Source organism: Pseudomonas sp. Lb2C2 (assembly GCF_052112205.1).
Taxonomy (GTDB): Bacteria; Pseudomonadota; Gammaproteobacteria; order Pseudomonadales; family Pseudomonadaceae; genus Aquipseudomonas; species Aquipseudomonas kilonensis.
Map to the genome: position 1 here is coordinate 296,367 of NZ_JAUTYW010000005.1, position 15,034 is coordinate 311,400.

Consider the following 15,034-nt stretch of genomic DNA (forward strand, 5'->3'; position numbering starts at 1 on the left):
ACCGCTCCCCACTGTGGGAGCGAGCTTGCTCGCGATAGCGGACTGCCAGTCACCTGATTGTCGACTGATCAGCAGTCATCGCGAGCAAGCTCGCTCCCACAAGGGAGATGTGTTGGCTTGTCGATTTGTGTTGTGGTTGACCCAAGGCTTCTGTGATGAAATGCGACCCCACCCTTTATCGCGCCGCGCCGCCATCACTCGCCGTGAAACCCCGCCTGATCCGCCATCTGTTCCTGCCGCCACTGGTCATCGCCCTGATGATCGGTCTGGGTTACCTCGGCTTCTGGATCAGCGAGCACTATGGCGTACGTGGCCTCGCCGAGAATGGCGAACGCCAGTTGGAGCTGCACGCCCGTGCGGTCGAAAGCGAGATCAGCAAGTACACCTACCTGCCCAGCCTGCTGGAACTTGAATCGAGTGTCTCGCAACTGCTCGACGACCCGACGCCCGAGCACCGCAGGACCGTCAACGAATACCTCGAAGGCCTGAACCGCCGCAGCCGCAGCCGGGCCATCTACGTGATGGACACCACCGGCCGGGTGATGGCCACCAGCAACTGGCGCGATGTCGACAGTTACCTGGGCGAAGACCTGTCCTTCCGCGCCTATTTCCAGAACGCCGTGCGCGGCCAGCCGGGGCGTTTCTACGGCATCGGCAGCACCAACGGCGAACCTGGCTACTACCTGGCCCATGGCCTGGAGCAACAAGGCAAGATCATTGGTGTGGCCGTGGTCAAGGTGCGCCTCGAAGCCCTGGAGGAACGCTGGCAGCGAGCGCGGCTGGAGGCGTTTGTCAGTGATGAGAACGGCATCATCATCCTGTCCAGCGACCCGGCGCGGCGGCTCAAGTCGGTTCGCCCCCTGAGCGACGACACCAAGGAACGCCTGGCCCGCAGCCTGCAGTACTACTGGTTCCCGCTCAATGAGCTGGTGCCCCTGGCCCGGGAACGCCTGGCCGAAGGCATGGAGAAACTGACGTTCCCGGCCAACAGCGAACTGGTGTCCGACGAGCGCGCCATCAGCTACTTGTCGCAGACCCGGCCCTTGAGCGATACACCGTGGAATTTCACCCTGCTGACCCCGCTTGAAGACCTGCGTCGCCAGGCGATCAACCAAGGCATCCTGGTGGCCGTGGCGTTCGCCCTGGTGGCCTTCCTGCTGATCGCCTGGAACGAGCGGCGCAAGGTCATCGCCACCCGTCTCGCGGCCCGGGAAGCCTTGCAGCAAGCCAACAACCAGCTCGAGCGTCGGATTACCGAACGCACCACCGACCTGCGCGCCAGCAACGAACGACTCAAGGGCCAGATCCGCGAGCGGCGCCAGGCCGAAGAGACCTTGCGCCGGGCCCAGGACGAATTGGTCCAGGCCGGTAAACTGGCGGCCATCGGCCAGATGTCCACCAGCATCGCCCACGAACTCAACCAACCGCTGGCGGCGCTGCGCACCTTGTCCGGCAATACCGTGCGCTTCCTGGAACGCGGTCAACTGGACATCGCCAGCACCAACCTCAAGACCATCAACGAATTGATCGACCGCATGGGCCGGATCACCGCCAGCCTGCGCTCCTTTGCCCGGCGTGGGGACGACCAGGGCCAGGCCAGCCTCGGCAAAGGCGTCGAGGCCGCGCTGCAACTGCTGGGCGCTCGTCTTGAAAGCTTGAACATCCAGATTCATTCCGGTTTCGACGACGTCCAGGTGCAAATTGACCAGACGCGCCTGGAGCAGATCCTGGTGAACCTGATCGGCAATGCCCTGGACGCCATGCAGACGCAACCCGAACCGCAGCTGTGGCTCGAAGGCCAGGCCGGCGATGGCAAATATCGCCTGCGTGTGCGAGATAACGGCCACGGTATTGACCCAGAAGCACGCAAGCATCTGTTCGAACCCTTCTTCACCACCAAACCCGGCGAGCAAGGCCTGGGCCTGGGCCTGACGCTTTCCGCCAGCCTGGCCGCCGCCACGGGCGGATACCTGGGCGTCGAACACCCGGTTGAAGGCAGTGGAACCACATTTGTCCTCAGTTTACCGTTGGTAAGCCTTTCACCTGTCGAGCCGCTATGAACCACGACCTGAGCGTACTGATCGTCGAAGACGACCCCCACGTCCTGCTGGGCTGCCAGCAGGCCTTGAGCCTGGAAGACATTCCCTGCATCGGCGTGGGCAGCGCCGAAGAGGCCCTGGAGCGTGTCGACGATAACTTTGCCGGCATCGTCATCAGCGACATTCGCCTACCGGGCATCGACGGCCTGGAACTGCTGACCCGCCTCAAGGCACGGGACCGCAGCCTGCCGGTGGTGCTGATCACCGGCCACGGCGACATCTCCATGGCCGTCGGTGCCATGCAAAAAGGCGCCTATGACTTCATGGAGAAACCCTTCTCCCCTGAACGCCTGGTAGACGTCGCCCGCCGCGCCCTGGAGCAGCGCAGCCTCGCCCGGGAAGTGTCATCGCTGCGTCGGCAATTGGCCGAACGCGATTCCCTGGAAGGCCGGATCATTGGCCGCTCGCCCGCCATGCAGCACCTGCGCGCGCTGATCGCCAACGTCGCCGACACCTCGGCCAACGTGCTGATCGAAGGCGAAACCGGCACCGGCAAGGAACTGGTCGCCCGTTGCCTGCATGACTTCAGCCGACGCCACGACAAGCAGTTCGTCGCACTGAACTGCGGCGGCCTGCCGGAGAACCTGTTCGAAAGCGAGATTTTCGGCCACGAAGCCAATGCCTTTACCGGCGCCGGCAAACGCCGGATCGGCAAGATCGAACACGCCGACGGTGGCACGCTGTTTCTCGACGAAGTGGAAAGCATGCCCCTGCCCTTGCAGATCAAATTGCTGCGCGTGCTGCAGGAACGCACCCTCGAGCGCCTGGGTTCGAACCAGAGCGTGGCCGTGGATTGCCGGGTAATCGCCGCCACCAAGTCCGACCTGGACGAAATGGGCCGGGCAGGGCAGTTCCGCAGCGACCTGTATTACCGCCTCAACGTGGTGACCCTGGAACTGCCGCCACTGCGCGAGCGGCGCGAAGACATCCTGCAACTGTTCAAGCACTTTCTCCAGCAGTCGTCCCTGCGCTTTGACCGCACGGTGCCGGAGCTGGACAACCAGACCCTGTCGAACCTGATGAGCCACGACTGGCCGGGCAACGTGCGCGAACTGCGCAACGTCGCCGAGCGTTACGCCCTGGGCCTGCCGGCGTTCAAGCGCGCCGGTGCCAGCGGTGGTAGCCAGGGCCTGGCCTTTGCCGAAGCCGTGGAAGCCTTCGAGCGCAACCTGCTGGTGGACGCCCTGCAACGCAGCGGCGGCAACCTGACCCAGGCCAGCCTGGAACTGGGCATGGCCAAGACCACGCTGTTCGACAAAGTCAAAAAATATGGCCTGAGCCATTAATCAACTGGGCGGGAAACCTGTGGATCTGATTTTCAAGGCGGCGCTCGGTGCAGCCGTGGTGGTCATCCTGGCGATGCTGGCCAAGACCAAGAACTATTACATCGCCGGGCTGGTGCCGCTGTTCCCGACCTTCGCCCTGATCGCCCATTACATCGTCGGCAAGGGCCGCTCGGTGGACGACCTGAAGACCACCATCGTGTTTGGGATGTGGTCGATCATTCCGTACTTCGTCTATCTGGCAACGCTGTACGTGATGGTCGACCGCATGCGCCTCGAAGCCTCATTGGCCGTGGCAGCCGTCGCCTGGCTGATGGCTGCCACGGTGCTGGTCAGCACTTGGGTACGGCTTCACGGCTGATCTCTGTGATCAATAACCGACGGTAAATCGCGTGCGCGAAAACTGCGGCGTTTCCACTTCATCGATCATCGCGATGGCGTAGTCGGCAAAGCTGATCCAGCTACGCCCGGCATCGTCGAACAGCAGGTGATTCTTGCCGAGGCGAAACTGCTCCGTGCGCTCGGTTTCGACGAATTCTGCCGAAGGCGAAAGGAAGGTCCAGTCCAGGTCTTGCTCCTGGCGCAGCACATCGAGGAACAATGCTCCGGCACTGGCTTCGGCCAGGTATTCCTCCGGGAAGCCCTCGCTGTCGATCACACGAGAGCCGTCCGGGAGCAGCAACGAGCCGGCCCCACCGACCACCAGCAAACGCTTGACCCCAGCGGCTTTCACCGGTGCGATGAGCTTGTCGGCCGGCACGCTGGCGAAGTGAGCGGCACTGATCACCACGTCATGCCCGGCGATGGCCGCGGTCAACGCCTCGCTGTCCAATACATCCAATTGCTTGCTGAGCACCCCGGCCCTTTCACCAATTTTCGCGGTGTTGCGGGCAATGGCCGTCACGCTGTGACCACGGCGCAGGGCTTCTTCCAGCAATTGGCTGCCGGCACGACCGGTGGCTCCGATGATTGCGATTTTGCTCATGGTGTTCTCCAGTGATTACACAAGATGCTATTGAAGCGGTTGCTTGAATATTTCCAAGTGACAGAGCCTTCGTGGCTTGAAATGAAGCCCTTGTGGCGAGGGAGCTTGCTCCCGCTCGGCTGCGCAGCAGTCGCAAAAATGCTCATGCGGTGTGCCAGATACAACTCATTGGCTGGTATTGGGGCCGCTGCGCAGCCCAGCGGGAGCAAGCTCCCTCGCCACAAAAAGCGCATCCGCTACCTTGGAATCAGGGTGGTCACCACTTCATCTCGCCCTTCGCCACCTTGGCACTCAGTTCCAGGGAACTGTCTTCACCCAGGTTCGGGTAGCGTTGCTTCATGGCGGCGATCAGCGCGGCGGAATCCTTGGCCTTGGCGGTTTCTTCATCGAAGGCCTTGATATAGCCGGCGGTGAATGTCACCGGGGCCAGGGACCGGGCGCTTTCACCCAGATAGTGGCCCGGGATCACGGTGTTCGGCTGCAGCTTTTCAATACCGGCAAGGGTCGCCAGCCAGTCCTTGTGGGACTGCGGCGTCTGGGTGTCGGCCATCCAGACATGGATGTTCTCGGCCACCACCACACCGCCAACCACGGCCTTGATCGATGGAATCCACACGAAGCTGCGGTCCGGTTGCGGGCCATCAAGGCCAACGATCTGCAAGCGCTGGCCTTCCAGGGTCAAGCTGTCGCCCTTGAGTACCTGGGGCACGATGGCTTTGGTCGGTGCATCGGTCTTCAGAATCGGCCCCCAATATTTCAGCTTGCCATCCATGGTGTGCTTGATGTGCTCGACAGTCGGTGCGGACGCCAGCACCTTGGCCTCAGGGAACGCGGCGGTGAGGGTTTCCAAACCAAAATAGTAGTCTGGATCGCCATGACTGATGTAGATCGTGGTCAATCGCTTGCCGCTGGCGCGGATTTTTTCCACCACCTGGGCGGCCTGGGCCTTGCCGAACTGGGCGTCTACCAGGATCGCCTCTTTTTCACCGCTGACTAAAACCGAAGTCACCGGGAAAACCGCCGCCGCACCGGGGTTGTAGACGTCCAGCGTCAGGTCGGTGGCCCAGGTCTGGGCGGTGAAGGCCAAGGCGGCGGTCGCCAGCAGCAGGCGCTTGAGTGGGATAAGTCCGGTCATGGTGTGCTCCGTTGTCCAAAAACCCGTCAGGGGAATGGGGACTGAGCTTAGTTACCTGACTCGTTACAAAAAATGCGATGCTGGAACATAGTTTGTTTCTGAAATCGGGCAAATCATGGATCGTCTACAAGCAATGCGGGTGTTCGTCACGGTGGTGGACCTGGGCAGCCAGTCGGCGGCGGCCGAGCATCTGGACCTGTCGCGGCCGGTGGTGTCGCGCTATTTGGCGGAGCTGGAGGACTGGGTCGGTGCCCGGCTGATGCACCGCACCACTCGCAAGCTGAGCCTGACGGCCGCAGGCACGGAGATCCTGCCGCGCTGCCGGCAAATGCTCGAGCTGTCCGGCGACATGCAAGCCGCCGTCAGCACCCCGGACGACGCGCCAAGGGGCATGCTGCGCATCAGCGCCAGCACCTCGTTCGGCCAGGCCCAACTGGCGAGCGCCATGGCCGAATACGTCAAGCGCTACCCAGGGGTGAGCGTCGACCTGCAAATGCTCGACCGCACCGTGAACCTGGTGGATGAGCGCATCGACCTGGCGATCCGCATGAGCAACGACCTGGACCCGAACCTGATTGCCCGTCGCCTCACGGTCTGCCGCTCGGTGATCTGCGCTTCGCCACAGTATCTGCGCGAGCACTCGACACCGCTGCGCGTGGAAGACCTGAGCCGGCACAACTGCCTGACCCACTCCTACGTCGGCAAGAGCCTGTGGCATTTCGAGCAGGACGGCGAGCAGGTCTCGGTGCCGGTGCAAGGTAATATCAGCGCCAACGAAGCCAGCACATTGCTTCAGGCCACGATAGCTGGCGCGGGCGTGGCCATGCTGCCCAGCTACCAGGCCGGCGCCCACATCAAGAACGGCGAACTGATCCGCCTGCTGCCCCACGCCGAACCGCGCCGGATGAACATGTACGCGGTGTATGCCTCACGCAAACACATGCCGTCGGCACTGCGCAGCCTGCTGGATTTTTTGGTGCTGAAGTTTCCCGAGATGCCCGAGTGGGATGTGGGGCTCTAAACAGTAGTAGCCCCACCGAATTCCCCTTGTGGGAGCGAGCTTGCTCGCGAAGACGGTGTGTCAGCCAAATTAATGTCGACTGATACATCGCTATCGCGAGCAAGCTCGCTCCCACAAGGGATCTCTGTACGGCCTCAAGCTTTGCGCCAGGATTTCACCAACAGCCCGCCCCAAGGCATACTGGCCACCCTCCGCACTCCAGAACCCAAAACCGCCCCATGCGTATCCACGTCAGTTTCATCGACCGCGTCGGCATCACCCAGGAAGTCCTGGCCTTGCTCGGTGGGCGCAATCTCAATCTGGATGCGGTGGAAATGGTGCCGCCCAACGTCTACATCGACGCCCCGACCCTCAGCCCGCAAGTGCTCGACGAGTTGCGCGAGGCGCTGTTCAGCGTGCGCGGCGTGCAGGCGGTCACCGTGGTGGACATCCTGCCGGGCCAGCGCCGGCACTTGCAGCTCGATGCCCTGCTCGCCGCCATGACCGACCCGGTGCTGGCCCTGGACAGCGCCGGCAAGGTGTTGCTGGCCAACCCGGCGCTGATTGCCCTGTACGGGCGTGAACCGGCCGGGGAAAGCGTGGCCGAGCTATTCGGTGACGAGGCCTTGCTGGACGCCTTGCTGGAGAACGGTTTCCGCTTGCCGCTGCGGGAAATCACCGTCAACGGCCAGACCCTGCTGCTGGACGCCACACCCATCACCGACGCCGGCGCACTGCTGACGCTGTATCAGCCGAACCGCATCGGCGAACGCCTGTCGGCCCTGCATCACGATCACGCCGAAGGTTTCGACGCGCTGCTGGGCGAATCCCCGGCGATCCGCACCCTCAAGGCCCGGGCCCAGCGGGTCGCGGCGCTGGATGCACCGCTGCTGATCCAGGGCGAAACCGGCACCGGCAAGGAACTGGTGGCCCGGGCGTGCCATGCCATCAGCGCCCGCCATGGCGCACCGTTCCTGGCCCTGAACTGTGCGGCATTGCCGGAGAACCTGGCAGAAAGCGAACTGTTCGGCTACGCCCCCGGCGCCTTCACCGGGGCGCAACGGGGCGGCAAGCCAGGGCTGATGGAGCTGGCGAACCAGGGCACGGTATTCCTCGATGAAATCGGCGAGATGTCGCCGTACCTGCAAGCCAAGCTGCTGCGCTTCCTGAACGATGGCAGCTTCCGCCGAGTGGGCGGCGACCGGGAGATCAAGGTCAACGTGCGGATCCTCAGCGCCACCCACCGCAACCTGGAGAAAATGGTCAGCGAGGGCTCGTTCCGCGAAGACCTGTTCTATCGCCTGAACGTGCTCAATGTCGAAGTCCCGCCGCTGCGCGAACGCGGCCAGGACATCCTGCTGCTGGCGCGTTATTTCATGCAGCAGGCCTGCGCGCAGATCCAGCGCCCGGTCTGCCGCCTGGCCCCCGGCACTTACCCGGCCCTGCTGGGCAACCGCTGGCCCGGCAACGTGCGGCAATTGCAGAACGTGATCTTCCGCGCCGCGGCCATCTGCGAAAGCAGCCTGGTGGACATCGGCGACCTGGACATCGCCGGCACCTCCGTGGCGCGCCAGGGCGATGTGGAAGTCGAAAGCCTGGAACAGGCCGTGGAAAGCTTCGAGAAGCACCTGCTCGAAAGCCTCTACGTCAACTACCCCTCCACCCGCCAGCTCGCCAGCCGCCTGCAGACTTCCCACACCGCGATTGCCCATCGGTTGCGCAAGTACGGGATTTCCAACAAGCCATAAGCCCACCACATCCCCCTGTGGGAGCGAGCTTGCTCGCGATAGCGGTGTATCAGTCAACCTATGGCTGACTGGGCTACCGTCATCGCGAGCAAGCTCGCTCCCACAAGGGTTCTGTGTTGTGGTCGAAATCGCGTTAAAAACGACCTCCACCTGTACTGAAAGCGCTACAGTGGAACGATATCGCTACAATTATCGCCAGCCTGCGCTGCGCAAGGCTTTGATCCCACAACGATTTTATCCAGCCTCCCCGCTGTAGCGATTTCGCTACAGCGCAGTCGATCCCAGCTTCGACAAAACCAGTCAAATCATTGATATATAAGCAATTATTAATATTGGCCGCATTCTTGCTATGGGTATTAGCATTCGGCCGGGCCAAGCCCCGCGCCTTTCTTCGCGTCCACCAGACGAATCTGGCCCCAGGAGTTTCCATGAGCGAGTTGCGTTTCACTGAAGATCACGAATGGCTGCGCACCGAAGCCGACGGCAGCGTTACTGTCGGTATTACTGCGTTTGCCCAGAACGCCTTGGGCGATGTGGTCTATGTTCAGTTACCGGAACTGCAAAGCTACGACAAGGGTGCCGAAGCCTCCACCGTGGAATCGGTGAAAGCCGCCAGCGGTGTCTACATGCCATTGGACGGTGAAGTGCTCGAAGTGAACCCGGCCCTGGAAAGCAATCCGGAACTGGTCAACGAAGATCCGTTGGGCGAAGGCTGGTTTTTCCGTTTCAACCCGGCCAACGCCGCCGAAGTCGACCAACTGCTGGACCAGGACGCCTACGACCGCCTGATCAAAGCCAACGCCGAAGCCTGAGGAGCGCCACATGACCGTTAATCTCGGCACTGCCAACGAATTCATCGCCCGCCACATCGGCCCGCGTGCCAGCGACGAGCAAGCCATGCTCGAGCGCCTGGGCTACGACTCCCTGCAAGCCCTGAGCGCCAGCGTCATCCCGGAAAGCATCAAGGGCACCAGCGTGCTGGACATGGGCGACGGCCAGAGCGAAGCCGACGCACTGGCCTCGATCAAGGCCATCGCCGCCAAGAACCAACTGTTCAAGACCTACATCGGCCAGGGCTACTACAACTGCCATACGCCGGCACCGATCCTGCGCAACCTGCTGGAAAACCCGGCCTGGTACACCGCCTACACCCCGTACCAGCCAGAAATTTCCCAGGGCCGTCTCGAAGCGCTGTTGAACTTCCAGACCTTGATCAGCGACCTTACCGGCCTGCCGATCGCCAACGCATCCTTGCTCGACGAAGCCACCGCCGCCGCCGAAGCCATGACCTTCTGCAAGCGCCTGAGCAAGAACAAGGGCAGCAACACGTTCTTCGCCTCCGTCCACAGCCACCCGCAAACCCTCGACGTACTGCGCACCCGTGCCGAGCCCCTGGGCATCGATGTGGTGGTGGGCGATGAGCGCGAACTGAGCGACGTCAGCGGCTTCTTCGGCGCGCTGCTGCAATACCCGGCCAGCAACGGTGACCTGTTCGACTACCGCGAACTGACCGAACGCTTCCACGCCGCCAACGCCCTGGTGGCGGTAGCCGCGGACTTGCTGGCCCTGACCCTGTTGACCCCGCCAGGTGAATTCGGCGCCGACGTGGCCATCGGCAGCGCCCAGCGCTTCGGTGTGCCGCTGGGCTTCGGTGGCCCGCACGCGGCGTATTTCTCCACCAAGGACGCCTTCAAGCGCGACATGCCGGGCCGCCTGGTCGGCGTTTCCGTGGACCGTTTCGGCAAGCCGGCCCTGCGCCTGGCGATGCAGACCCGCGAGCAACACATCCGCCGCGAGAAAGCCACGAGCAACATCTGCACCGCCCAAGTGCTGCTGGCCAACATCGCCAGCATGTACGCCGTGTACCACGGTCCCAAGGGCCTGGTACAAATTGCCAATCGCATCCATCACCTGACCGCGATCCTCGCCAAGGGCCTGGGCGCGCTGGGCCTGAGCGTCGAGCAAGAGAGCTTCTTCGACACCCTGACCCTGCGCGCCGGCGCGCAAACCGCGGCCCTGCACGACAAGGCCCGCGCACAGCGCATCAACCTGCGTGTGGTGGACGCTGAACGCCTGGGCCTGTCCCTGGACGAGACCACCAGCCAGACTGACGTCGAAGCCCTGTGGAACGTGTTGGCCGACGGCAAGGCACTGCCGGACTTCGCGGCACTGGCCGCCAGCGTGCAAAGCCGCATTCCGGCCGAGCTGGTGCGCCAATCGGCGATCCTCAGCCACCCAGTGTTCAACCGCTACCACTCCGAAACCGAGCTGATGCGCTACCTGCGCAAGCTCGCCGACAAGGACCTGGCCCTGGATCGCACCATGATCCCGCTGGGTTCCTGCACCATGAAGCTCAACGCCGCCAGCGAAATGATTCCGGTGACCTGGGCCGAGTTCGGCGCCCTGCACCCGTTCGCCCCGGCCGAACAGAGCGCTGGCTACCAGCAACTGACCGACGAGCTGGAGGCCATGCTCTGCGCCGCCACCGGCTATGACGCGGTGTCGCTGCAACCCAACGCCGGCTCCCAGGGCGAATACGCCGGCCTGCTGGCGATCCGTGCCTATCACCAGAGCCGTGGCGAAGACCGTCGCGACATCTGCCTGATCCCGTCCTCGGCCCACGGTACCAACCCGGCCACCGCCAACATGGCCGGCATGCGCGTGGTCGTGACCGCCTGCGATGCCCGCGGCAACGTCGACATCGAAGACCTGCGGGCCAAGGCCATCGAGCACCGCGAACACCTCGCCGCGCTGATGATCACCTACCCGTCCACCCATGGTGTGTTCGAAGAAGGCATCCGCGAAATCTGCGGCATCATTCATGACAACGGCGGCCAGGTGTACATCGACGGCGCCAACATGAACGCCATGGTCGGCCTCTGCGCCCCAGGCAAGTTCGGCGGCGACGTGTCGCACCTGAACCTGCACAAGACCTTCTGCATTCCCCACGGCGGTGGCGGCCCGGGCGTCGGCCCGATTGGCGTCAAGTCCCACCTGGCACCGTTCCTGCCGGGCCACGCCAACATGGAACGCAAGGAAGGCGCGGTGTGCGCGGCGCCGTTCGGCAGCGCGAGCATCTTGCCGATCACCTGGATGTACATCCGCATGATGGGCGGCGCCGGCCTCAAGCGCGCCTCGCAACTGGCGATCCTCAACGCCAACTACATCGCCCGTCGCCTGGAAGAGCACTATCCAGTGCTCTACTCCGGCAGCAACGGCCTGGTGGCCCACGAATGCATCCTCGACCTGCGTCCACTCAAGGACAGCAGCGGCATCAGCGTCGATGACGTGGCCAAGCGCCTGATCGACTTCGGTTTCCACGCGCCGACCATGTCGTTCCCGGTGGCCGGCACGCTGATGATCGAGCCGACCGAAAGCGAATCCAAGGAAGAACTGGACCGTTTCTGCGACGCCATGATCTGCATCCGCGAAGAAATTCGCGCGGTGGAAAACGGCAGTCTGGACAAGGACGACAACCCGCTGAAGAACGCCCCGCACACTGCGGCGGAAATCGTCGGCGAGTGGACCCACCCTTACAGCCGCGAACAGGCGGTGTACCCGGTGGCATCGTTGATCGAAGGCAAGTACTGGCCGCCCGTGGGCCGGGTCGACAACGTGTTCGGCGACCGCAACCTGGTCTGCGCCTGCCCGTCGATCGAAAGCTACGCTTGACCTGAAGGGGGCGGGCTAGGCTCGCCCTCTCAACAACACCGCAAACCTTGTGGAAGATCACTGCCTCAAGGAAACCCCATCCCCCTGTGGGAGCGAGCTTGCTCGCGATAGCGGTGTGACAGCTGACAGAGATGTTGACTGACACTCCGCTATCGCGAGCAAGCTCGCTCCCACAAGGGACCTGTACCCGACTTCATAATCGTCGATCCTCATAAAAAGAAACCGGAGAAACACCATGTCGTTAAGCGTGTTCGACCTGTTCAAGATCGGTATCGGTCCTTCCAGCTCCCATACCGTCGGCCCGATGCGTGCCGCTGCCCGTTTCGCCGAAGGGCTGCGTCGTGACGATCTGCTTGAAAGCATTACCAGCGTCAAGGTCGAGCTCTACGGCTCGCTCGGCGCCACCGGCAAGGGCCATGGCAGTGACAAGGCCGTGCTGCTGGGCCTGGAAGGCGAACACCCCGACACCGTGGACACCGAAACGGTGAACGCCCGGCTCCAGGAGATCCGCAGCAACGGTCGCCTGAACCTGCTCGGCGAACACTCCATCGAATTCAATGAAAAGCTGCACCTGGCGATGATCCGCAAGCCGTTGGCCTTTCACCCCAACGGCATGATCTTCCGCGCCTTCGATGCCGCCGGACTGCAAGTGCGCAGCCGCGAGTACTACTCGGTCGGTGGCGGCTTTGTCGTCGATGAAGACGCGGCTGGCGCCGACCGCATCGTCGAAGATGCCACACCCCTGACCTTCCCGTTCAAGAGTGCCAAGGACCTGCTGGGCCATTGCAGCACCTACGGCCTGTCCATCAGCCAGGTGATGCTGACCAACGAAAGCGCTTGGCGCCCCGAAGCCGAGACCCGCGCCGGCCTGCTGAAAATCTGGCAGGTGATGCAGGATTGCGTGGCGGCCGGCTGTCGCAACGAAGGGATTCTGCCAGGCGGGCTGAAGGTCAAGCGCCGGGCCGCGGCGTTGCACCGCCAGCTGTGCAAGAACCCCGAAGCCGCACTGCGCGACCCGCTGTCGGTGCTGGACTGGGTCAACCTGTACGCCTTGGCGGTCAACGAAGAAAACGCCTATGGCGGCCGCGTCGTCACCGCGCCGACCAACGGGGCGGCGGGCATCATCCCGGCCGTGCTGCATTACTACATGCGCTTTATCCCCGGGGCCAGCGAGGATGGCGTGGTGCGGTTCCTGCTGACCGCCGCCGCCATCGGCATCCTGTACAAGGAGAACGCTTCCATCTCCGGCGCCGAAGTCGGTTGCCAGGGTGAAGTGGGCGTGGCCTGTTCCATGGCCGCCGGCGCCCTCTGCGAAGTGCTCGGTGGCAGCGTGCAGCAAGTGGAAAACGCCGCCGAGATCGGCATGGAACACAACCTTGGCCTGACCTGCGACCCGATCGGCGGCCTGGTGCAGGTGCCATGCATCGAACGCAACGCCATGGGTTCGGTGAAGGCCATCAACGCGGTACGCATGGCCATGCGTGGCGACGGGCATCACTTCGTCTCCCTCGACAAAGTCATCCGCACCATGCGCCAGACCGGCGCCGACATGAAAAGCAAATACAAGGAGACCGCCCGCGGCGGTCTGGCGGTCAACATCATCGAATGCTGATGCGCTTGCCTCACTTCTACATTTTTTCCAGGAGCTGATATGTCCACCGAACAACTGCTGAAGACCCCGCTGCACGCGCTGCACCTCGAACTCGGCGCCCGCATGGTGCCGTTCGCCGGCTACGACATGCCAGTGCAGTACCCACTGGGGGTGATGAAGGAACACCAGCACACCCGTGATCAGGCCGGGCTGTTCGACGTGTCCCACATGGGCCAGATCCGCCTGACCGGCGCAGGCGCCGCCAAGGCCCTGGAAGCCCTGGTGCCGGTGGACATCATCGACCTGCCGGTGGGCATGCAGCGCTACGCCATGTTCACCAACGAGAACGGCGGCATCCTCGACGACCTGATGGTCGCCAACCTGGGCAATGACGAACTGTTCCTGGTGGTCAACGCGGCCTGCAAGGACCAGGACCTGGCCCACCTGCAGGCCCACATTGGCGCGCAGTGCAGCATCGAGCCACTGTTCGAAGCCCGCGCCCTGCTTGCCCTGCAAGGCCCGGCCGCGGTCACTGTGCTTGCACGCCTGGCGCCGGAGGTGGCGAAGATGACCTTCATGCAGTTCCAGCGCGTCACGCTGTTGGGCGTGGACTGTTTTGTCAGCCGTTCGGGCTACACCGGTGAAGACGGTTTCGAAATTTCGGTACCCGCCGCCGACGCGGAAAAACTGGCCCGCGCCCTGCTGGCTGAGCCGGAAGTCGCGGCCATCGGCCTCGGTGCCCGTGACTCCCTGCGCCTGGAAGCCGGCCTGTGCCTCTACGGCCACGACATGAACACCGAGACCACGCCGATCGAAGCCAGCCTGTTGTGGGCGATTTCCAAAGTACGTCGTGCCGACGGCGCCCGCGCTGGTGGTTTCCCCGGCGCTGAAACCGTGTTCGCCCAACAACAGGGCGGCGTGAAGCGCAAACGCGTCGGCCTGCTGCCCCAGGAACGCACACCGGTGCGCGAAGGCGCGGAGATCGTCAACGAAACGGGCGAGATTATCGGGACGGTGTGCAGCGGCGGTTTCGGCCCGACCCTGGGCGGTCCGTTGGCGATGGGTTACCTGGACAGCGCCTATGTCGCACTGGATACGCCAGTCTGGGCCATCGTGCGTGGGAAAAAGGTGCCTTTACTTGTAAGCAAAATGCCATTCGTCCCACAGCGCTACTACCGCGGTTGATTGACTGTTTCTATAAGTAACGCGATTGCGTTATACGTGCACTAATGTGTAACGCAACCGCCATAAAAAGGTGCATATCTTTAGACTTATAACGGTCGCAAACAATTGAACTAGCCTATCGAATAAGCTCCGCCCGGTGGTGTATGTAAATGCTTGAAGCTGAGCAATTACGGGCTTCCCCGGGGGGTTGTTTTTTCGTTCGTAGTTGGCGTAGAGTTTGGTCACTGTGTTTGCATGGGTCGCTTGGAATCGTGACCTGGGCAGTAGCTTATGAAGTTTGCTACATCCCGTTCGACGTCTCTTACTTTCCTGCAACCCAGCCCCAGTACTCTTTCA

The 15,034-nt window shown here is 62.9% G+C and carries 11 protein-coding genes; 9 read left to right on the forward strand and 2 right to left on the reverse strand.

Annotation, left to right across the window (positions count from 1 at the left end; translation table 11 throughout):
• Nucleotides 1-155 precede the first annotated feature (155 nt).
• From Q7F16_RS16790 to Q7F16_RS16800, 3 genes are read left to right on the forward strand one after another with little or no spacing between them, the layout of a single operon-like run.
• Nucleotides 156-2,060, forward strand: coding sequence for a sensor histidine kinase (locus Q7F16_RS16790; RefSeq protein WP_046062611.1), 1,905 nt, complete (start codon nucleotides 156-158; stop codon nucleotides 2,058-2,060).
• Nucleotides 2,057-3,385 carry a sigma-54-dependent transcriptional regulator gene (locus Q7F16_RS16795; protein WP_409556079.1) on the forward strand — a complete coding sequence of 443 codons (1,329 nt, stop codon included), beginning with the start codon at nucleotides 2,057-2,059 and terminating at the stop codon, nucleotides 3,383-3,385. Before Q7F16_RS16790 ends, Q7F16_RS16795 begins: the two co-directional genes overlap by 4 nt.
• Before the next feature lie 28 nt (nucleotides 3,386-3,413).
• Nucleotides 3,414-3,743 (forward strand): GlpM family protein, encoded by a 330-nt coding sequence (locus Q7F16_RS16800; protein WP_167310225.1) that lies wholly within the window; start codon nucleotides 3,414-3,416, stop codon nucleotides 3,741-3,743.
• Nucleotides 3,744-3,752: 9 nt separating this feature from the next.
• Here the strand turns inward: Q7F16_RS16800 and Q7F16_RS16805 are convergent, their stop codons facing one another.
• Both Q7F16_RS16805 and Q7F16_RS16810 read right to left on the reverse strand, forming a co-directional pair.
• Nucleotides 3,753-4,367, reverse strand: a complete 615-nt coding sequence (locus Q7F16_RS16805) for an NAD(P)-dependent oxidoreductase (RefSeq protein ID WP_079303518.1) — start codon at nucleotides 4,365-4,367, stop codon at nucleotides 3,753-3,755.
• A gap of 256 nt (nucleotides 4,368-4,623) precedes the next feature.
• Nucleotides 4,624-5,502 (reverse strand): MBL fold metallo-hydrolase, encoded by an 879-nt coding sequence (locus Q7F16_RS16810; RefSeq protein WP_046062614.1) that lies wholly within the window; start codon nucleotides 5,500-5,502, stop codon nucleotides 4,624-4,626.
• 115 nt (nucleotides 5,503-5,617) lie between these two features.
• Between Q7F16_RS16810 and Q7F16_RS16815 the strand changes: the two genes are divergently transcribed.
• From Q7F16_RS16815 to gcvT, 6 genes are all read left to right on the forward strand, one after another.
• On the forward strand, nucleotides 5,618-6,523 hold the full coding sequence (locus tag Q7F16_RS16815) for a LysR family transcriptional regulator (RefSeq protein WP_018614206.1): 906 nt from the start codon (nucleotides 5,618-5,620) through the stop codon (nucleotides 6,521-6,523).
• Nucleotides 6,524-6,741: 218 nt separating this feature from the next.
• Nucleotides 6,742-8,250, forward strand: a complete 1,509-nt coding sequence (locus tag Q7F16_RS16820) for a sigma-54-dependent transcriptional regulator (RefSeq protein WP_046062616.1) — start codon at nucleotides 6,742-6,744, stop codon at nucleotides 8,248-8,250.
• A gap of 428 nt (nucleotides 8,251-8,678) precedes the next feature.
• A complete protein-coding gene (gene gcvH, locus Q7F16_RS16825) occupies nucleotides 8,679-9,062 on the forward strand; it encodes a glycine cleavage system protein GcvH (RefSeq protein WP_014339901.1) in 384 nt (127 codons plus the stop codon).
• Between the two features lie 10 nt (nucleotides 9,063-9,072).
• On the forward strand, nucleotides 9,073-11,922 hold the full coding sequence (gene gcvP / locus Q7F16_RS16830) for an aminomethyl-transferring glycine dehydrogenase (RefSeq protein ID WP_409556080.1): 2,850 nt from the start codon (nucleotides 9,073-9,075) through the stop codon (nucleotides 11,920-11,922).
• Between the two features lie 235 nt (nucleotides 11,923-12,157).
• Nucleotides 12,158-13,534 (forward strand): L-serine ammonia-lyase, encoded by a 1,377-nt coding sequence (locus tag Q7F16_RS16835; protein ID WP_079303524.1) that lies wholly within the window; start codon nucleotides 12,158-12,160, stop codon nucleotides 13,532-13,534.
• Between the two features lie 39 nt (nucleotides 13,535-13,573).
• Entirely contained in the window at nucleotides 13,574-14,698 is a 1,125-nt protein-coding gene (gcvT, locus tag Q7F16_RS16840; RefSeq protein WP_409556081.1) for a glycine cleavage system aminomethyltransferase GcvT, read from the forward strand.
• Nucleotides 14,699-15,034 lie beyond the last annotated feature (336 nt).

Coding starts and splice junctions, on each gene's coding strand:
- Q7F16_RS16810 (WP_046062614.1), bottom strand. CDS start 5,502: ATGACCGGACTTATCCCACTCAAGCGCCTGCTGCTGGCGACCGCCGCC.
- Q7F16_RS16805 (WP_079303518.1), bottom strand. CDS start 4,367: ATGAGCAAAATCGCAATCATCGGAGCCACCGGTCGTGCCGGCAGCCAA.
- gcvP (WP_409556080.1), top strand. CDS start 9,073: ATGACCGTTAATCTCGGCACTGCCAACGAATTCATCGCCCGCCACATC.
- Q7F16_RS16835 (WP_079303524.1), top strand. CDS start 12,158: ATGTCGTTAAGCGTGTTCGACCTGTTCAAGATCGGTATCGGTCCTTCC.
- gcvH (WP_014339901.1), top strand. CDS start 8,679: ATGAGCGAGTTGCGTTTCACTGAAGATCACGAATGGCTGCGCACCGAA.
- gcvT (WP_409556081.1), top strand. CDS start 13,574: ATGTCCACCGAACAACTGCTGAAGACCCCGCTGCACGCGCTGCACCTC.
- Q7F16_RS16815 (WP_018614206.1), top strand. CDS start 5,618: ATGGATCGTCTACAAGCAATGCGGGTGTTCGTCACGGTGGTGGACCTG.
- Q7F16_RS16820 (WP_046062616.1), top strand. CDS start 6,742: ATGCGTATCCACGTCAGTTTCATCGACCGCGTCGGCATCACCCAGGAA.
- Q7F16_RS16790 (WP_046062611.1), top strand. CDS start 156: ATGAAATGCGACCCCACCCTTTATCGCGCCGCGCCGCCATCACTCGCC.
- Q7F16_RS16795 (WP_409556079.1), top strand. CDS start 2,057: ATGAACCACGACCTGAGCGTACTGATCGTCGAAGACGACCCCCACGTC.